The organism is Streptomyces sp. 7R007 (genome assembly GCF_054850255.1).
In genome coordinates this window covers 41,374-60,504 of the sequence record NZ_JBTWMV010000005.1, presented here as the reverse complement: position 1 = coordinate 60,504, position 19,131 = coordinate 41,374, and the positions used below count along the sequence as shown (strand labels likewise).

At 72.9% G+C, this 19,131-nt stretch carries 15 protein-coding genes; 11 read left to right on the top strand and 4 right to left on the bottom strand.

All coding sequences use genetic code 11. The features are described 5' to 3' along the window. Positions 1-78 precede the first annotated feature (78 nt). The 7 genes from ACYF6T_RS08610 (at position 79) to ACYF6T_RS08580 (ending at position 9,026) form a co-directional block, all read left to right on the top strand. A complete protein-coding gene (locus tag ACYF6T_RS08610; protein WP_461694838.1) occupies positions 79-1,551 on the top strand; it encodes a coproporphyrinogen-III oxidase family protein in 1,473 nt (490 codons plus the stop codon). Positions 1,552-1,555: 4 nt separating this feature from the next. Beyond that, complete coding sequence (locus tag ACYF6T_RS08605; RefSeq protein WP_461694837.1) at positions 1,556-2,269, top strand: alpha/beta fold hydrolase; 714 nt, start codon at positions 1,556-1,558, stop codon at positions 2,267-2,269. Positions 2,270-2,316: 47 nt separating this feature from the next. Continuing rightward, complete coding sequence (locus tag ACYF6T_RS08600; RefSeq protein WP_461694836.1) at positions 2,317-3,114, top strand: class I SAM-dependent methyltransferase; 798 nt, start codon at positions 2,317-2,319, stop codon at positions 3,112-3,114. 1 nt (position 3,115) lies between these two features. Next, on the top strand, positions 3,116-3,952 hold the full coding sequence (locus ACYF6T_RS08595) for an SAM-dependent methyltransferase (RefSeq protein ID WP_461694835.1): 837 nt from the start codon (positions 3,116-3,118) through the stop codon (positions 3,950-3,952). Between the two features lie 31 nt (positions 3,953-3,983). Further along, on the top strand, positions 3,984-5,264 hold the full coding sequence (locus tag ACYF6T_RS08590) for an MFS transporter (RefSeq protein ID WP_461694834.1): 1,281 nt from the start codon (positions 3,984-3,986) through the stop codon (positions 5,262-5,264). Next, a complete protein-coding gene (locus tag ACYF6T_RS08585; protein WP_461694832.1) occupies positions 5,230-7,422 on the top strand; it encodes an FAD-dependent monooxygenase in 2,193 nt (730 codons plus the stop codon). Before ACYF6T_RS08590 ends, ACYF6T_RS08585 begins: the two co-directional genes overlap by 35 nt. A 1,022-nt stretch (positions 7,423-8,444) precedes the next feature. Continuing rightward, positions 8,445-9,026: a TetR/AcrR family transcriptional regulator gene (locus tag ACYF6T_RS08580; protein ID WP_461694831.1), complete on the top strand. Its 582-nt coding sequence runs from the start codon at positions 8,445-8,447 to the stop codon at positions 9,024-9,026. Positions 9,027-9,077: 51 nt separating this feature from the next. Here ACYF6T_RS08580 and ACYF6T_RS08575 read toward each other — a convergent pair whose 3' ends face one another. Genes ACYF6T_RS08575 through ACYF6T_RS08565 form a run of 3 tightly spaced genes read right to left on the bottom strand, consistent with a single transcriptional unit; the run spans position 9,078 to position 11,970 of the window. Further along, the gene (locus ACYF6T_RS08575; protein ID WP_461694829.1) at positions 9,078-9,299 is read right to left on the bottom strand and encodes an acyl-CoA carboxylase epsilon subunit; all 222 of its coding nucleotides are present in this window, start codon (positions 9,297-9,299) and stop codon (positions 9,078-9,080) included. 23 nt (positions 9,300-9,322) lie between these two features. Continuing rightward, entirely contained in the window at positions 9,323-10,894 is a 1,572-nt protein-coding gene (locus ACYF6T_RS08570; RefSeq protein WP_461694827.1) for an acyl-CoA carboxylase subunit beta, read from the bottom strand. Continuing rightward, positions 10,891-11,970, bottom strand: coding sequence for a 3-oxoacyl-ACP synthase III family protein (locus ACYF6T_RS08565; RefSeq protein ID WP_461694826.1), 1,080 nt, complete (start codon positions 11,968-11,970; stop codon positions 10,891-10,893). Before ACYF6T_RS08565 ends, ACYF6T_RS08570 begins: the two co-directional genes overlap by 4 nt. Before the next feature lie 166 nt (positions 11,971-12,136). On the opposite strand from ACYF6T_RS08565, the gene ACYF6T_RS08560 reads away from it, so the two are divergent. Further along, complete coding sequence (locus ACYF6T_RS08560; RefSeq protein WP_461694825.1) at positions 12,137-12,745, top strand: TetR/AcrR family transcriptional regulator; 609 nt, start codon at positions 12,137-12,139, stop codon at positions 12,743-12,745. A gap of 193 nt (positions 12,746-12,938) precedes the next feature. After that, positions 12,939-13,667 (top strand): TetR/AcrR family transcriptional regulator, encoded by a 729-nt coding sequence (locus ACYF6T_RS08555; RefSeq protein WP_461694823.1) that lies wholly within the window; start codon positions 12,939-12,941, stop codon positions 13,665-13,667. A gap of 274 nt (positions 13,668-13,941) precedes the next feature. Here the strand turns inward: ACYF6T_RS08555 and ACYF6T_RS08550 are convergent, their stop codons facing one another. Continuing rightward, the gene (locus ACYF6T_RS08550; protein WP_461694822.1) at positions 13,942-15,003 is read right to left on the bottom strand and encodes a PhlD; all 1,062 of its coding nucleotides are present in this window, start codon (positions 15,001-15,003) and stop codon (positions 13,942-13,944) included. 572 nt (positions 15,004-15,575) lie between these two features. On the opposite strand from ACYF6T_RS08550, the gene ACYF6T_RS08545 reads away from it, so the two are divergent. Next, positions 15,576-18,128: a WhiB family transcriptional regulator gene (locus tag ACYF6T_RS08545; RefSeq protein ID WP_461694821.1), complete on the top strand. Its 2,553-nt coding sequence runs from the start codon at positions 15,576-15,578 to the stop codon at positions 18,126-18,128. Next, the gene (locus ACYF6T_RS08540) at positions 18,125-19,114 is read left to right on the top strand and encodes an alpha/beta fold hydrolase (protein ID WP_461694820.1); all 990 of its coding nucleotides are present in this window, start codon (positions 18,125-18,127) and stop codon (positions 19,112-19,114) included. The genes ACYF6T_RS08545 and ACYF6T_RS08540 overlap by 4 nt, the downstream gene beginning before the upstream one ends. The last annotated feature ends 17 nt before the right edge of the window (positions 19,115-19,131 follow it).

Here is a 19,131-nt window from a genome sequence, read left to right as displayed (position 1 = left end):
CCGCACGGCCTTCCCGGCCCGTAGAGGGACGGGCCGGGAAGGGCCGAGCCCGAACAGGTGTGAGGAGACGAGGTCGCGATGAGCAAGACGGTTGCTTCAGCCGGCACCACCGCCGTGCGCCCCGGCACAGGACTCGCGCGGCTGCTCCGGGAGAACCCCGCGCTGCGGATCGGCCGGGATGACTACAACATCAACGTGACGGCCAACTACGGCGAGCGGCTCACGCCCGCCGAGGTCGCCGACGCCCTGCGCGACCACCCGGGCGCCGGCCGGCCCACCCATCTGTACTTCCACGTGCCGCTGTGCGCGTACATCTGCCACTTCTGCAACTACGTCAAGCGCAAGGTCCCGAGCGGCGCCGAGGGCGAGCGGGCGCCGCGGGTGTGGACCGACCTGCTGATCAGCGAGTCCGGCCGCCGCCTGGTGCACGCACCGTGGCTGGCCGGGGCCTCGGTCGAGTCCGTCTACCTCGGCGGCGGCACCGCCTCCCTGCTTGGCACCGCGCAACTGCGGCGGCTGGTCGGCCACATGAGGGCGTGTTACCTGCTGACCGAGGACTGCGAGATCTCCCTCGAAGGCAACCCCGACAACTTCCAGCACGACGAGCTCGCCGAGGCCTGCGAGATCGGCTTCAACCGGTTCAGCGTCGGCGTGCAGTCCCTGCAGAGCGAGGTCAACGCCTTCGCCGGACGCGGCCACGACGCCGCCATGTCGGTGCGGGCGATCGAGAAACTGCGGGCCACCGGCAAGCCGTTCAACGTCGACATGATGTTCGGCCTGCCCCACCAGACCCCGGCGAAGGTCGCCGACGACATGCGGCGCCTCATCGACCTGGGGGTGCCCACCATCACCATCTACCGGCTGCGCAACGCCGACCGGGCCAAGATGGGCATCGGCAACCGGGCCCTGTGGAACGTCGAGAGCGTCCGCGACCGGCTGCACGAGGAGCACGCCTTCCCCGGCCTCGACGACACCTACGCGATGCGCGAGGCGATCGTGGAGCTGCTGCAGGACGCCGGCTACCACCCGAGCCCGTGCGGCTGGTGGAACAAGCCCGGCGTCTACCCCGACGGCAACATCCCGCGGGTCTCGCGCAACAAGTGGCAGCGCCACGACACGATGATCGCCTACGGCCCCGGCGCGTACGGCTGGCTCACCCGCGACGACGACACGGTGGTGCAGACCCACAACACCGCCGACATCTCCGGCTACGCCCGCCAGCTGCAGGACGGGAGCACGCTGCCGCTGGCGTTCGGCCGCCGGCTCGCCGGCCTGGAGGCGATCGGGCTCGTCCTCGGCTTCAACTTCAAGGCCAACCAGCCCATCGAGGCGGCCCGGTTCAGGCGCCGGTTCGGCGTCGAGCTCTTCCACGACGAGCCGTTCGCCTCCGTCTTCGCCGAACTCCTGGAGCGGGGGCTGGTGGAGCCGGTGCCCGGGATGCCGCAGAGCGTGATCCCGACCCTGGACGGCGAGGCGCTGCACGAGGAGATCATCAGCGTCTACTTCCACCAGCGCGTCGGCAGCTTCGCCGACGCCGTGTGCCGGAGGTGACGCGGTGAGCCCGCACCGGCACGTCCAGTGGCGCAGGGACCCGGGCGGGGCGGAGTACCGCACCAGGCGGTCCTTCCCCGCCGGCCCGGCGAGCTCCACCGTGGTGCTCGCCGGCCCCGGAACCGTCTCGGCCCTCGACGGCGAGGGCCGGGACGACCTGCTGCTCGCGCGGCTGACGGCGGGCCTGGTCGCCGCGGGTGCCCAGGTGCTGGAGTGCGACATGCCCGCCCGGGACGCGAACGCGCCCGCGGAGGAGTCGGACGAGCTGGCCCGCGCCGCACGGCTGCGCCGGCTCATGGCCTCCACCAGGCACCTGACGACCGGCCCGCTGATCCTCATCGGCTTCTCGCTCGGCGGACAGGCCCTGCTGCGGCTGCTGGAGTCGGGGGCGCCGCCGCGCGCGGACCGGGTGGTCCTGGTGGGCACGGTGGTCGACGCCGACGTCTTCCTCACCTCGCGCATCCCGGCGATCGAACTCGTCTACGGCGGCCACGACCTGCTCGGCTTCCTCGACGACACGGACACCAGCCTGCCGCCCGCCGTCTTCGAACCCTCCGTCTACGCCGACTGGTCCGCCCGCCACCTCATCGGCTCCCCCACCCCCGCGGTCCGCGTCCACGTGCTCGAAGGGCTCGGCCACACCCTCCACCCGTGCGGCGCCGGCCCGTCCCGGGACCCGCTCGCCGCGCTCACCTCGCTGGCGGCCGCCGAATGGTGACGGTCCGTCAGCTCCGCCTCCCGCTCAGCCGACCGAAAGAGGACGCCATGCCCGCCACCGAGACGCTCTCCAGCCGGCGTTTCGACAAGATCGCCGACAACTTCGCCCGGAGCGAGGTGCACCGGTCGAGCCCGACCATGGAGGCGCTGCACGAGACGCTCGGCCCGCAGACGGGCAGCGCGATCTGCGACGTCGCCTGCGGTGCCGGCCATCTGGCGCTGTCCTTCGCCGACGAGTACCCGGCCCGGCTGGTGGGCGTGGACCCCGCGCCCTCGATGCTGGAGTCCTTCCGCAAGCTGGCCGCCGAGCGCTCGGCGACCGTGGAGACCGTGCAGGCCGCCGCCGAGGAACTCCCCTTCCCGGACGCCTCGTTCGACCTGGTCGTCTCCCGGCTCGCCCCGCACCACTTCCAGGACATCAGGCAGGCCGTCGGCGAGATGGCGCGGCTGCTGCGCCCCGGCGGACGCCTCGCCGTGATCGACCTCGAAGGGCACGACGACCCCGAGACGGACGCGCTCAACCACGAGCTGGAGATCCTGCACGACCCCACCCACGTGCGCAGCTACACCCTCGCCGAGTGGGTCGGCCTCCTCCAGGACGCGGGCCTCAACGTCCCCGTCGCGCGCGGCGAGCAGGCCGAGAGCCGCACCGGAGTGCCGGTCAAGCGCTGGTGCGAGATCGCCTCCTCGGGCGCCGAGGCCGAGCAGGCCATCCGGCGCCGGCTGGCCGGGGCCCCCGAGGAGCGGCGGGCGGCGCTGGGCATCCGGCAGGACGGCGAGGAGTTCCTCATCCCCGTGCGCACCTGCATGGTGATCGGCGTCAAGCCGCTGGGCGGGGTGCGCTGAGATGCCGGTGATCAGGCTCTACTCCCCCGCCGCCAGCCCCGGCCGGGCCGCGCTGCGGCAACTGACCGAGTCCGTCACGGACCTGCTCGGACTGCCCGCCGAGCACTGCTGGGTGTGGTGGCAGCAGTTGCCGCCCGGCACCTACCACCGCCCGGAGTGGCGCGGCACCGAGGACAACCCGGCGCCGGTCGGGCTCGTCATCTGCAAGGAGAGCTACCCCACCGAGCAGGTCACCGCGCTGCTGCGGCTGCTGCAGACGCGTCTCGGTGAACTGCTGGGCGTGCGGGCGGACGAGATCTATCTGGCCGTACAGCGGGCCGGCGCGGGCGAGTTGCTGGTGCGCGGGGACGTCTGGGAACCGCAGCCGGGGCCGGCGCCCATCGCCGACCTCGTGCCGGTCGCGCACGTCCACAACGACCGCCGTGAGATCACCGACGACTTCTGGGGAGACGTGCCCTCGGTGATCCGCCTGGACGCCGACCGGTTCACGCCCGAGGCACTGCTCTCCCTGGACTCCTTCTCCCACGTCGAGGTCGTCTTCCATTTCCACCGGGTCCCGCCGGAGAAGGTGCAGACGGCGGCCCGGCACCCCCGCAACAACCCCGACTGGCCGCTCGCGGGGATCTTCGCCCAGCGCGGCAAGAACCGCCCCAACCGCATCGGCGTCTCGCGCTGCCGGCTGCTGAAGGTGGAGGGGCTGGACGTGCACGTCCTGGGCCTGGACGCGGTGGACGGCACCCCGGTGCTCGACATCAAGCCGTATCTGCGCCAGTTCGGGCCCCGTGAGGAGGTCGTCCAGCCCGAGTGGGTGGACGACCTGATGCGCGACTACTACTGACCGACCCGAACTCCCCTCGAACGGAGCCGACATGAAGAGCCCCGCACCGCGGGAGAAGCTGCCGGGCACGGTACTGGCGCTGCTGGCCGCCGTGTTCGTCGACGCCCTCGGCAGCGGGCTCTACATGTCCGTCTCCGTCATCTTCCTCACCCGCTACCTGGGCCTGGGCGACGGCCAGGTCGGCGTCGGCCTGTCCGTCGCCGGGGCGCTGTCCTTCGCGCTGCTGGTGCCGACCGGGATCCTCGCCGACCGGGCGGGGGCGCGGCGGATGCTGATCGCCGCGCACCTGCTGCGCGCGGTCCTGCTGACCGTGTATCCGTTCGCCTCGGGCTTCCTGCCGTTCCTGTGCGTGGTGTCGCTGCTCGCGGTGGCCGACCGGGCCGCCTCGCCGCTGCTGCAGGGCCTGTTCGGCTCGGCGGTCGAGGGCGGGGCGCGGGTCCGCGCGATGGGCCGGGCGCGCTCGCTGCAGAACCTGGGCCTGGCGCTCGGCGGGCTGGCGGCCGGCGCGGCGCTCGTCTCCGACAGCGACACGACGTACCTGACCGTCGTGTACGTCGACTCGGCGTCGTTCGTGATCGCGGCCCTGCTCGTCACCCGGCTGCCGGCCGCGGCCGACGGTCCGCGCGCCGGGAGCCGTCCGCTGCCCTGGCGGCGGCGCCTCGGCGTGTTCAAAGACCGCCGCTTCGCCGCGCTGACCGTGCTCAACTCCGTGGTCAGCCTGCACGTGACGGTCCTGACGGCCGGCATCCCGCTGTGGGTGCTCGCCCACGACACGCTGCCGCACGCCGTGATCGCCTGGGCGGTGGTGCTCAACACCGTCGCCGTGGTGCTGTTCCAGGTGCGGGCGACCCGCGCCACCGAGACCGCCGCGGACGGCGGGCGCGCGCTGCGGCTGAGCGGCGTGCTGCTCGCGGTGTGCTGCTGCGCGCTGGCGGCCACCGGCGCGCTGCCCACGGCCGCCGCCGTCGCGGTCCTGCTGACCGCGGTCGCCTTCCAGGCCTTCGCCGAGATGCACCAGCAGGCGGGCGCCTGGGCGATCTCGTACGAACTCGCCCCCGAGGACCGCCGGCAGGTCTACCTCGCCTTCTTCAGCCTGGGCAACGCCGCCCGCAACACCTACGGGCCGCTGGTCGTCACGTTCCTCGTGGTACGGCCCGGCGCCCCGGGCTGGCTGCTGCTCGGCGCCCTCGTGCTCGGCGCGGGCGCGTGGGCGGCGCGGTTCAGCCGTCCGCCCGCCGAGCCCCGCCCCCGGCCCGCGCCGGCGGCGCCGCTGACCGATGTCCAAGGAGGAACCCGTGGCCCACGCACCTGAGCAGTCCGTCATCGTCGCCGGAGCCGGCCCCACCGGACTCGCGCTGGCCTGTGAGCTGGCCGCCGCCGGAGTGTCCTGCACCGTCCTGGAACGCCGTCTGACCACGTCCGAGCAGTCCCGCGCGATGGGGCTGTACAGCAGGACGATGGAGGTGCTCGACCTGCGCGGGCACGCCGACGCGCTGGCGGCCGTGGGCCGTCCGGTGGGCCGTATGCGGCCGGTCCGCGGCGCGGTCATCGACTTCACCGAGCTCGACACCCGCTTCCCGGCGCTGCACGTCGTGCCGCAGAGCCGCACGGAGGAGGTGCTGCAGCAGCGCGCCCTCGACCTCGGGGTGATCATCCAGCGCGGGGCGGAGGTGTACGGCCTCGCGCAGGACGGCTCCGGTGTCACGCTCCAGGTGCGCGGCGAGTCCGGGGAGTGGGAGGAGAGCGCCGACTACGTCGTCGGCTGCGACGGCGCGCACAGCGCGGTGCGCGACCTGGCGGGGATCGCCTTCCGCGGTCGTACGTACGACATCGCGCCGCTGCTGGCCGACGTACGGCTGCGCAAGCCGCCGCCGGACGACGTGGTGGTCCTCGCCGGGGGCGGCGGGGTGATGGTGACGGTGCCCTACGGCGACGGGCTGTACCGGATCGCGGTGGCGCGGCGGGACCGGCCGTGGACGCGGGATCCGGTGACGCTGGAGGAGCTGGCCGAGGTGATGACGCAGGCGCTCGGCTTCGATCCCGAGCCCTACGATGCCGTCTGGCTCGCCCGGTTCAAGATCCACCAGCGGCTGGCGGACCACTACCGGGCCGGGCGGGTGTTCCTCGCCGGGGACGCCGCGCATCTGCACTCTCCCTTCGGCGGGCAGGGTCTCAACCTCGGCATCCAGGACGCCGTCAACCTCGGGTGGAAGCTCGGGGCGGCGGTGCAGGGGTGGGCGCCGGCGGGGCTGCTGGACACGTACGAGTCGGAGCGGCGGCCGCAGGCGGAGCGCATCCTGCGCGCCACGGACCGCGCGACCAACCTGGCCACGAGCCCGGTCCCGGCGGTGACGGCGGTCCGACGGCTCCTGCTCGGCCAACTCCTGACAAACCGCCGGATCCGCCGTTTCGCCGGAGAGGCGATCTCGGGGTTGCGGGCCGGGTACGGGCGCGGTGGGGGGCAGGGCGGGCTTGCGGGGGCTCGGACCGGCGGGATCGCAGCGCTGCGGGCCGGCGGCGGTCTTGCGGGGATTCGGGGCGGCGGCGGTCTTGCAGGGGCTCAGGCTGGTGGGATCGGCCGGGTGGTCGGGGGCGAGGGTGGGCTTCCGGGGCTGCGGGCCGGGCTGGGGCGGCTTGGAGGGCAGGTTGTCTCCGGGTTGTTGAGCGGGCGGGGGCGGAGCGGTGATGAGAGCGGGGCCGGGGCGTCGGCTGAGGCTTCGGTTGGCGCTTCGGCTGGGGCGTCGGCCGGGGCTTCGGTTGGCGCTTCGGCCGGGGCTTCGGCCGGGGCTTCGGCTGGGGCTTCGGTTGGCGCTTCGGCTGGGGTATCGGCTGGGCCTTCGGCCGGGGTATCGGCTGGGGCTTCGGTCGGCGCTTCGGCTGAGGCTTCGGTCGGGGTTTCGGTTGACGGTGAGCCGCGGGGTGGGGCGGTTGGTTCCGGGGCTGGGGGCGAGCGGGGGCAGGGTGGCCGTGGAGACGTTGGTTCCGGGGCGGCTGGTGTCGGTGTCGGGCATCGGGGGCGTGGCGGGCGGCGGTTGCGGGTTCGGGTCGGGCAGCGGGTGCCGGACTTGACGGTGCCGCGGCCCGGGGCGGCTCCCGTGCGGCTGTACGAGTTGATGCGGGACGGGCGGTTCGTGCTGCTCGACCTCGCCGGGGACGGACGGGCCGCGTTGATCACCGAGGCGTGGGGGTCGCGGGTGTGCCCGGTCCGGGTGGCCGGGGTGGTTCCCGAACTCGCGGGGCTGAGCGTGCTGTTGGTCCGGCCGGACGGGTACGCGGCCTGGGTCGACGGGGCGGCGGATCCCGGTGGGAGGGAAGGGCGCGTGCGGCAGGCGCTGCATCACTGGTGTGGAGCGGAGGGGCCGGTGGCACGGCTGGAGGTGGGGGTGGAGATGCCGGTGGGGGTGTCGGTGGAGACGGTTGCGGAGCGGGAAGTGGTGGAGGCCGAGCCTGCGGAGGTCGAGCAGGGGTGACGGGTGGGTGGGGGTGGGCGTCGGGGGTTGTCGCCCCCGCCGCCCCTACCCGTCCCATCCTCAGGGGCTGCCGCCCCTGCACCCCCGGCGGGGACCAGTCCCCCTGCACCCCTGGCGGGGCTCCGCCCCCGCACCCCGGCGGGGACTATGTCCCCTGCGCCCCTCGCAGGACTGCGTCCCCTGCGCCCTCGGCGCCCCGCGCGGGACCCAGCCTCGGCATCCCTCACGGGACACAGCCTCGACACCCCTTCCGGAACTCGCCTTGGACGCCCCTTCCGACACTCGCCCTCGCCGCCCCTGGCAGGACTCGCCCTCGCCGCCCCTGGCGGGACTCATCTTGGACGCCCTTGGCCGGCCCCGTCCTCAGCACCCCTGCAGGACCCGCCCTCGACACCCCGGCCGAACCCGCCCTCAGCACCCCCGACCGGACCCGCCCTCAGCACCCCCGACCGGACCCGGACTTCGCGCCCTCTCGCGGACTCGGGCTCCGCTTGCTATCGCGGAACCCGGGTTCTGCCTCCTCCTGCGGAACGCGAGCCCTGCTGCCTCTCACAGAACTCGTCCTCTGCCCCCTCTCGCGGAACACGGACCCTGCCTCCTCACAGGACCGCGACCGCGTCCCAGCACCCGGGGCGGGGCCCATCCCCATCACCAGCACTCTGCGGGGGCCTCACCCCAGCACCCCGCCCAGACCGCACCCCATACCCCGCACTTTTCGCCCATCTCGCCCCGCACTCAGCGGAGTTGCATCCCACACCCCCCTCCCATCCCGCCCTCGCGCCCACCGGAGTTGCACCCCACCCCCTCCCCGGTTCCGCCCTCACACCCACTCGAGTCGCACCCCCACACCCCTCCCTCCTGCCGAAGTTGCCCCTCCGCACCCCTCGCGGGTCCCGTCCCGGCCGACGGGGCTTGGCTGTTGGTGGAGCCGTCGGCAGACAATTCGTGCCGCCCGTTGAGCGGGTGGTCTCAGTGATCGGACGCGGCGTCCCGCGTGGGCGTCAGAGGAAAGGGGTCTCGTCATGACCCAACCCGTTTCGCCCCGTTCACGGCGGACGCGTGAGGCGATTCTGCGGGCCGCCCGGGTGCGGTTCGCGGCCGATGGGTACCAGCGGGCCACGATCAGGGCCATCGCCGCCGACGCCGCCATCGATCCGTCCATGGTGATGCGTTACTTCGGCAGCAAGGAGCAGCTCTTCGACGCCGCTCTCGACTTCGACCTGGGCCTGCCCGACCTGGCCGGCACCGACCCGGACCGGCTGCCGCAGACCCTCATCGCGCACTTCCTCGCGCCCTGGGAGAACGACTCCGACGAAGGCTCCCTGCGCCTGCTGCTGCGTTGCGCCGCCACCAACGAGCGCGCCGCCGAACGCCTGCGGCACATGCTGCACGAGCAGTTCGCCAGCAGCCTGACCGGCGTCCTCGGCGCGGAACAGGCCGCCGCCGGCAGTGGACTGCTGGCCGCGCAGCTGCTCGGCGTGGCGTTCACCCGGTACGTGCTGCGCCTGCGCCCGATCGCCGACCTCTCCGTGCCCGCGCTGGCCGAGCTCGTCGCCCCCTCCATGCGCACCGCCCTCGCCCTGCACGCCGTCGAGCGCGTCTGAACACGCCGGCGCCCGTCGCCGTCCAGCACGGCAACGGGCGCCCCGGCGCCGTCAGTTGCGCCAGCTCACCGGCGAGCGGTACGGCACCGACGGCGCCGGCCGCTCCCACAGGGGCACGACCCGTACTGTCTCCTCCGCCTCCCCCTCCTCCGGCGCCGCGGCCGCGCGGGAGAGCAGGACCGCGGTCAGGGCGGCGAGTTCGTCGGCGGCCAGTTCGCCGCCGCGGACCACCCGCACCAACGGCTCGGACGTGACGGTGGTGGGTGTTGTCATCTGATGCTCCTTCAGACAGACGGCTACTGGGGTGGGTTGCCGTGTTTGCGGGCCGCGAGCTCCGCGTGCTTGGTGCGCAGCATGCGCAGCGACTCGATGAGGACGCGGCGGGTGTCGACCGGGTCCAAGACGTCGTCGAGCAGGCCGCGTTCGGCGGCGTAGTACGGGTGCATCAGCTCGGCCTGGTACTCCTTGACCAGCTGGCGGCGCATCGCGTCGGGGTCGTCGGCGGACTTGATACGGCGGCGGAAGATGACGTTGGCCGCGCCCTCCGCGCCCATCACCGCGATCTCGTTGGTCGGCCAGGCGTAGGAGAGGTCCGCGCCGACCGAGCGGGAGTCCATGACGATGTACGCGCCGCCGTAGGCCTTGCGCAGGATGAGGGAGATGCGGGGGACGGTCGCGTTGCAGTAGGCGTAGAGCAGTTTCGCGCCGCGCCGGATGATGCCGTTGTGTTCCTGGGAGACTCCGGGCAGGAAGCCGGGCACGTCGACCAGGGTGACCAGCGGGATGTTGAACGCGTCGCACATCTGCACGAAGCGGGCCGCCTTCTCGCTGGCGTCGATGTCGAGGACGCCGGCCTGGACGAGCGGCTGGTTGGCGACGATGCCGACCACCTGGCCGCCGAGCCGGGCCAGGGCGCAGATGACGTTGGCCGCCCACCGCTCGTGGATCTCCAGGAACTCGCCGTCGTCGACGATCTCCTCGACCACGCGCCGCATGTCGTAGGGGCGGTTGCCGTCGGCGGGCACGATGTCGAGCAGGGGCTCGCAGCCGCGGTCGACGGGGTCCTCGGCCGGTACGGCGGGGGGTGTCTCGCGGTTGTTCTGCGGCAGCAGGGACAGGAGGTAGCGCACCTCCTCGATGCACGTCTCCTCGTCGTCGTAGGCGAAGTGCGCGACGCCCGAGACCTCCGCGTGCACGTCCGCGCCGCCGAGGCCGCCGATGGAGATCCGTTCGCCGGTGACCGCCTGGACGACGTCCGGGCCGGTGATGAACATCTGCGAGGTCTCGCGCACCATGAAGACGAAGTCCGTCAGGGCAGGCGAGTACGCGGCACCTCCCGCGCACGGGCCGAGCATCACGCTGATCTGCGGAATCACCCCGGAGGCGCGGGTGTTGCGGCTGAAGATGCCGCCGTAGCCGGCGAGTGCCGTGACGCCTTCCTGGATACGGGCGCCCGCGCCGTCGTTGAGCGAGACCAGGGGGGCGCCGGCGGCCATGGCGCGGTCCATGATGCGGTGGATCTTCTCGGCGTGGGCCTCGCCGAGGGCGCCGCCGAAGATGCGGAAGTCGTGGGCGTAGACGAAGACGGTCCGGCCGTGCACGGTGCCCCAGCCGGTGATCACACCGTCGGTGTACGGCTTCTTGTCCTCCAGGCCGAACCCGGTCGCCCGGTGCCGGCGCAGCGGCTCCGCCTCCTGGAAGCTGCCCTCGTCCAGCAGCAGCGCGATGCGTTCGCGGGCGGTGAGCTTGCCCTTGGCGTGCTGGGCGGCCGTGGACTTCTCGTCCGGGCCCTGCTCGATCTCCTCCTTCAGCGCCCTGAGCGCGGCGCTGCGGCCGTGGATGCCCGTGGCGGGCACGTCGGCCGTCATGACGCCAGCGGCGAGAACGTCCCGCCCGCCGTGAGGAGTTGGGGCACGGCGCTGTGCGCGTCCGCCGCCGCCGAGGCGCCGCCCATGGTCCACTCCAGCAGCGCCGTGCCGACGCTCATCCCGCCGCCGAACGCGGCGAGCACGACGAGTTCGCCGGGGGCGACGGCGCCCGTGCGGTCCATCTCGGCCAGGGTGACGGGCACGGAGGCGGCACCGGTGTTGGCGTACCGCTCCAGCGTCAGATGGAGGGCGGCGCGGTGCAGGCCGAGCTCGGGCCAGAGCTCGGCGAGCATGATGCCGTTGGCCTGGTGCGGCACGAAGTGGTGGACGGCGTCCGGCAGTACGGCCGAGGCGCGCAGCAGGCGCTCGATCTCGTACGGCAAGGTCCGCTGTACGAAGGAGCGCACGCCCCGTCCGTCCATGCGGAAGTAGTGCCCGCCCTCGGTCACGGTGCTCGGCGAGGCCGGCCGGCGGCTGCCGCCGGCGTCGACCCGGATGAGCTGGTGGGCGTCGCCGCGTGAGACCAGGGAGATGTGCCTGAGACCCTGGCCCGCGCCGACCGGCCCCAGCACGACCGCTCCGGCGCCGTCGCCGAAGAGGGCGGCGGTGCGGCGGTCGCTGTAGTCGAGGATGCGGGAGTAGATGTCCGCGCCGATGACCAGGCCGTGCCGCGGTTCGCCGGGGCCGGCCGCGGCGAGCAGCTTCTCCACGGTCTTCAGGGCGTAGACGAAGCCGCTGCAGACCGCGTTGACGTCGAAGGCGGCGGCGCGGGCGGCGCCGATCCGGTCCTGGACGAGCGCGGCCGTGGCGGGTTGCGGGTGGTCGGGGGTGGACGTCGCCACGACGACGTAGGCCAGTTGATCCGCCGTCAGACCCGCGCGCTTCAGGGCGCGTTCGGCGGCCAGGGCGGCCAGGTCGGAGGTGGCCTCGTGGGGAGCGGCGCGGCGCCGCTCGCGGATGCCGGTCTTGCGGACGATCCACTCGTCGGTCACGCCGGCGCCGTGCCCGATCTCCTCGTTGCTGATGACCGTCTCGGGCAGGTACGAGCCCACTCCGGTGATGCCGATGGACTGCACGATTCCTCCTCGGGCAGCGGCGAGCCCTACATAACTCACCATGCGTTGAAATCATCGCAGAGGCGCTTGACTAATTCAACATGGAGGGAGTTCACTTGCGAGTGAATTCTACGATGGCGGCGCACCGAGGCGCCGTCCGGACGTCCACCCAACGGGAGTTGCAGACATGACCGCCATCAGCGACGCGAGCGCGGCAGAGGCCAGGGCCGAGGCGACCCAGTCCCTGATCTCCGCGGGTCGCACCCTGTTCACCGAACGCGGCTACCGGCAGACCGACTACGCGGACATCGCCAAGGAAGCCGGTTTCGACGCCGACTACGCCCGCGACCTGCTCCCCGACAAGGCGGCCGTCTACGGCGCGCTGATCGAACGGACCGTCAGGGTGGCCGGGCTGCTGGCCCCCGCCGTCGCCGAGGGCATCGACGACGACCTGCCCGTCCGTCTCGCCCGCCTCTACCTGAACCTGTGGGAGCAGGGCGAGGAGGGCGAGTCCCCGCTGGTGGAGGTGTACCGGATCGGACTGTCCGACAAGGAGGCCTCGGCGGTCCTGCGCACCCGCATCGCGGAGACGCTGAACTCGATGGTGGACCAGGAACTGGGCGGCGACACCCCCGAGGTGCGCACCGCCCTCTTCGGCGCCCAGCTCGGCGGGACGGCGATCGTCCGGCATCTGCTGGGGGTCAAGGCCGTGGCGTCCCTGGACATCGAGACGGTCATCGCGACGATCACCCCGGCCCTGCGGGATACGCTACTGGCGGCCCCCACCGCGGACTGACGTCGGGCGACGACGGAGCGACGACATGGCGACGATCAGGCTGTCACCGACTCCCGGCGCGCCGAGCGACGGCGCGAACCAGAGGTTTCCCGAGCCCGACCTGTGGATGGAATCCCGGCGTCCCGCCTGATAGGATGTTTTCATCGTGTAGTGAATTACCTGCCGGTAAGCCCCCGTGAAGTGCAGTGATCTCATGACATCCAGGCGAGCGGACGGTTCCGCCACTCCTGCCCGAAAGTCCACCCCGGCCTCGCACACCGCGAACTCCGGTGCGCGCAAGCCGCGCCCCCAGCGCGCCCGCAGCGGGCGCCGCCCCGGCGACAGCGGCACGCGCGAACAGATCCTGGAGTCGGCGCTCCATCTGTTCGCGGACCGCGGATACGCACGGACGACGATCCGCGCGATCGCCGAGGACGCCCAGGTGGACCCGGCGTTGGTGCACCACTTCTTCGACAACAAGGAGGGGGTCTTCAACGCCGCCATCAACTCGCCCTTCAGCGTCTCGATGGCCTTCGACACCATGCCCGAGGAGCAGGCGGGCACTTCGGAGGCGGACTGGATCGCCCGGACCTACCTGGACTTCTGGGAGAACGAGCGGACCCGCTACGCGATGACCGCCATCTACCGGGCGGGTCTCGCCGACAGCGCCACCTCGGACGTCCTCAGGGCCCGTGTCGAGGCGAGCGCCAAGGCCTGGGCCAGCCGGAGCGGTTACCGGGAATACCCCGACTCCGAGATCCGTCTGGCCCTGGCCTCCAGTCACTTGGCCGGGCTCGCCATCATGCGGTACGTGCTGCAGATCAGCCCGCTCGCGGACATGACGTTCGAGGAGTTCCTCGCCTGGGTCGTGCCGTCGCTGGAGCTGCGGCTGTCGCCCAGGCTGGAGCCACGCAGCCAGTCGGAGGCACAGCCGGCGGAATGACGGCGGCTGGGCGGCCGGGGTCGACGGGACGAGGCGTGGACGGCTCACGGGCTTACGGGCGTACGGGCTTTTGGGCATACGGGCTTACGGGCTTACGGGCTTACGGGCTTACGGGCTTACGGGCTTACGGGCTTACGGAAACGGTGAACCGACGCCCTGGGGACAACGGTTTCCGAGGCCCGCAAGACGGGGGGTTGAGGCCCCTGATGTCGACGGCGCAGGCGGTGGCGCGAGGTGCTGGAACGTTCCGGCACCTCGCGCTCGGGCGTCCCTGTCAGACGCCGTCCCGCCACACCGTGCGCATCGCCATCACGGAGACACCCGGGCCGACGCCCAGCACCAGACCCTGCGCGCCCTCGGCCGGCGGCTTGGCGAAGGTGCGCTCCAGCACCTCCAGGACCGAGGCGGAGCCGAGATTGCCGACCTCGCGCAGCGAGTCACGGGCCGGGTCGAACATCTCGGGCGCGCACCCGAGACCCTCGACGAGGGTGTCGAGCACCTTGGGGCTTCCGGTGTGCGAGACGACGAACTCCGGCGCGCCGTCGGTCCCGGCGGGCGCGGTCCGCTCCAGCCAGTCCCTCATCCTCGGCATGACGCCGCGCACCGAGGTGACCAGGCCCGGCGAGTTGTACGTGTGCAACCCGTCGCCGGCCGTGCGGGTGCCGACGATGCCGTGGCTGTTCGGCTGGACGCACTCCCAGGACGCGGTGAGCTCCATGTGCGGGCCGCTCGCCTGGCCGCGGACCACGCAGGCCCCGGCCCCGTCGCCCAGAATGCCCTTGAAGATCATGCCGTCCATGCCCTCGTCGGCCAGGTGCAGGTAGTGGCTGAACACGTCGGCGCACACGACGAGAACAGTGGCATCCGGGCGGGCGGCGACCAGCTCGCCGGCCATGGAGAGCCCGAACACACCGCCGCAGCAGCCCAGTTGGGAGACCGGCACACGGCGCACCGACGACCGCAGGCCCAGCCTCGTCATCAGCAGGACGTCGAGTCCCGGCATGGTGTGACCGGTGGCGCTGGCCACGACCAGCGCGTCCACGTCGGACGGCACGAGTCCGGCCTCTCGCAGCGAGGCTCGCGCCGCGCTCTCCGCGACTTCCAGGCAGTCCCGCAGGTGCTCGCGGGTCCGCTCCGCGAGCGAGTAGTCCTTGCGCAGTTGCTCGGACAGGGGGCGGGTGTACCAGCGTGTGCGCACCGTGGTGGCCCGGATGATGCGCATCACGTCCGCACATCTGGGGTGGTCCTCGTACAACTCGGCGATGCGGTACAGCAGTTCGTCGGTACTGACCTGGTGGCGGGGAAGAGCGACGACGGGAGCGCTGACGACTGACACGACGTCTCCAAAGTGGGAAGCCTGTGGGAAAGTGCGGACTGGTCACACCCGCCCGATCTGACCGCGCCCGGACAACGGTTGGCGCCGTTGCCCGGCGACTCTCGCCACGGAGATCTGCGCACGCCGAACACCCCCCGGTGTTGACCGTGCTCCCCCCGTTGGGAGCGCCTTTCGCAAGCGCGGAACGAAAACGAGAACCTGAATCTCGGTACTCACCGGCACCCGGGACGGCCCACAGCACGTCTTCGAGGCTCTCCGTCGCCGGGGAGTGACATGACGGACGACGCCTCGGCTCGCACGGCCCGAGGTGCGTCAAGGAACAGCCCTGGGCGGTTCGCGACCCCGGAGTGTGTCCCCAACGTGACCGTACGGCAGAGCGGTTGGCTCCGGCAAGGGCGAATTTCAACGCCTGTGGAATCACACAGCGGGCACAGTTCGTCCAGGTCTCAACCACATTTGTGCTTCGGGGGGCTGCACGGGCCAGGAAGTCAACACTCATTGAAATCATCCGGTGTTGAGTTTAAGCTGGTCGCACGGACAGCCTCGTCACACCCGAGAAAGGGCCGACCGCCATGTACGCACCAGTGCGCCACCGCGCGGACACTGACCCCTGGGTGGAACGCGCGGTCTGTCGGGACGTCGACCCCGAGACCTTCTTCCCCCCGGCCGGCGGCACGGACGGCTCCGAGCGGGAGACGACCGCCAAGCGGCTCTGCGCGCGTTGCCCGGTGACCCGGGAGTGCCTGCGGGAGGCGCTGCTGCGGGAGGAAAGCACCGGCATCTGGGGCGGGCTCAACGTGCGGGAACGGCGTGAAGTGCTGCGCGTCGCCGCCACGTTGGACGAGATCGCCGGGGAACTCGCCGCGTTCCTCGCCGCCGGCGGGCGCAGGATCAGCGCGCCGCCCCGGGAGCGGCCCGCGTACGTGTGGTTCCTGCGCCGCCACGGCTGGGCTCCCGGCCGCATCGCCGGCGCCCTCGGCCTCTCCTTCAACCAGGTCCAACAGGCATGGCGGACCGCGGAGTACGCGTTCGCGTGCACGCGGGGTCCGGTGCACCGGATGCCGGGGTTCACCTTGGCGAAGGGGGCCGCCGGGCAGGGGCGCGGGGCCGGCGGGCGCCAGACGGAGAGCGCGGGCGGGGCGGCTGAGGGTGTGAGCCGTACCGCTCAGCGTGTGAGCCGCGTGGCCGAGGGCGTGAGCCGGGGTGCTCAGAGTGTCAGCCCGGCCGTCGAGACGGCCGCCCCGGCAGCTCGCAGGGTCGACCCGGTGGTCGAGAACGCGGGCCCCGCAGCTCGGAGTGTCGACCCGGTGGCTGACACCGGGGGCCCCGCAGCTGGGAGTGTCGGCTCGGCGGCTGACACCGCGGGCCCCGCAGCTCGGAACGGGTGCCGGGAGGCGGAGGGCGGGCGTCCTGAACGGGGCGGCGCGTCGCCTCACCGGGAGCGCGCGAGCCGCGAGACGGAGGGGGCGGCGCGGCAGCTGGAGAGCCGAGGTCGCGGTAGGGATGCGGAGGTCGGAGCCGGGCTTGTGGAGGCCGGGACCGGGCAGGCGGAGGTCGGAACCGGGCAGGCCGAGGTCGGGACCGGACAGGCCGAGAGTCGGCGGCCCGGGGACGACAGCGGTGCCGGGCGGGCCCAGAGCGGACGGGGCGAGGGCCCGGTGGGCCGGCACCGAGCGGCGAGCTGGCGCGCGGGCGCGGAGGCCGCAACCCGACGGGCGGAGACGCAACGAGCGCGCGGCTCCAGCGAAGACGCCCGGTCAGAGGACCGGCACGCAAGCGTGGAGACCGGAGCACGGCGGACGACGGAGACCCGACGCGCGATCACAAGGGCCGAGGCCCGGTGGGCGGAGAGTCGGCGGGCCCAGTACTCGGCCGCGGAGCTGCGCGCCGAGAACCGTCGTGCGGTGGCGGAGGTCGTGGCCCGGCAGGCGGAGACCCTGCGAGCCGAGTGGCCGGCCGACGGCCTGCGGGCGGAACGCGCGCAGGTGGAGGGGCCGACGGGAGACGGTCCGGTGGGAAGCCAACGGCCACAACACCCACAAGCCCAGGTGTCGTTGGGAGACAGCACGACGGAGGACCGACGAGCACAACGCCCGCCGACTCAGGACCCCTTGGGAGGCGGCACGGCGGAGAGCCAACGGACACAATGCCCGCAGGCTCAGATCCCGTTGGGAGACGGCACGGCGGAGAGTCGGCGGGTACAACGCCCGCAAGCGCAGGCCCCGTTGGGAGACGGCACGGCGGAAAGCCGGCGGACACAACGCCCGCAGGCTCAGGTCCCGTTGGGAGACGGCACGGCGGAAAGCCGGCGGGTACAACGCCCGCAAGCGCAGGCCCCGTTGGGAGACGGCACGGCGGAAAGCCGGCGGACACAACGCCCCCAAGCCCAGGCCCCGTTGGCAGGCGGCACGACGGAGAGTCGGCGGGTGCACCGCCCACTGCCCCAGACCCCCTTGAGGGATGGCTTGGCGGACAGCCGGCGGGAACAACACGCACGAGTTCAGGCACCGTTGGGAGACGGCACGGCCGAGAGCCGTCGGGCACAACGTCCGCAGTCGCAAACCCGCTTGGGGGACGGCACGGTGGAGAGCCGGCGAGCGGAGGGGGCCGTACAGGTTCCTCTGGGCCGGGGCGCAGGGGCGAGTGCGGAGAGCGGAGAGGGGCAGGCCCAGGATTCGCTGGTGCAGGTCGACGAGGTCCGCTCGGACGACCGGCGGCCGGAGGAACTGGCCGCACGTGCTCATGCGGCCAGGCCGCAACCCCAGCCGCCCGCCGGGCCAGCCCAGGCGGAGAACCCGCACCCCGTGCGGATGGTGCGCGGGCCTGGTTCCGCTGCGCGGCTCGCTCAGGCGGCCGAACGCCGTACGTACGGAGACGGTGCGGCCAGGCCGGCTTCGGGTGAGGACGGTGTGCGCTGGGTCCGTCAGCGTGTGGTCCGTGAGGACGACATCCGTACGGCCAACGGCCCCTCGCCCGCGCCCAGTTCACCACAGGACGTAGGGAACGCCGCTGAGCCGCCAGCGACGCCCCCGCAACCCTCCACGGCCGACCCGTCCGACGCACCGGTCGCCGCACCCCGCGGCCCGCGCTGGGTGCGGGTCGGTGGAGTTGAGCGGGCGTCATGAGCGAGGTTGCCGTGGGGGCCGCCCGGCAGGTGTGCCGGAGTGTGACCACCGACGACGGGGCCAAGATCGCCGTGTACACGCAGGGGCGGACGGACGCCCGTGCCACCGTCGTGCTCAGTCACGGGTGGACGATGTCCGCGCAGGGCTGGCGGCCGCACATCGACGCGCTCACCCGGCCGCGGCCCGGCTTTCCGGCGCTGCGGACGGTCAGTTACGACCAGCGCGGGCACGGGCGTTCCACACGCGGCACCGCACTGCTCGACATGGCGCTGCTCGGGCGGGACCTGGGCCGGGTGCTGACCGAGGCCACCGCCGGGCTGGACGGACCCGTGCTGCTGGTGGGGCATTCCATGGGCGGCATGGCGATCCAGCAACTCGCCGCGGCCCGGCCCGGGATGTTCGAGGCGCGGGTGTCCGGCGTCGGGCTGTTCTCCACGTGCCTCGACCAGGTGGGGGCCGCACCGGCCGCGCCCGACGAGCGGCCCGCGCAGCGCCGGGCCCGGGTCGGACAGCGCGCGGTCGCCGCGGGGCTGCTGCGTTCCCCCGGCTGGGCCCGTACCGTGCACCGGCTGCTCACCGGTCCGCTGTCGCACCCGGCGACCGCCCTGGCGTGGCGCGCGCTGTTCGGTGCCGGACGGCAGGGCGAGGGCATCCGCACCGACGCGCGGGCGCTGGGCGCGCTGCCGCCGCTGACGGTCGCCGAGTTCTACGCCGCCCTCAGCACCCACGACTGCACGGGCCGGCTGGCCGCGCTGGGCCGGGTGCCCACGCGGATCGTGGTCGGCGCGGAGGACTGCTACACCCCGCCGGCGCAGGCCGCGCGGCTGGCCGACGAGATCCCGGGCGCGCTGCTTCAGACGGTGCCGCGCCAGGCCCACGATCTGCCGTACGAGCGGCCGGTGTTGGTGGTGGAGACGGTGCACGCGCTGCTGCGGGAGCTACGGCCGCGTCCGGCCCGCGTCCAGCAGGTGGCGGCGGTCCGATGAACCGACCCGAGGACGGC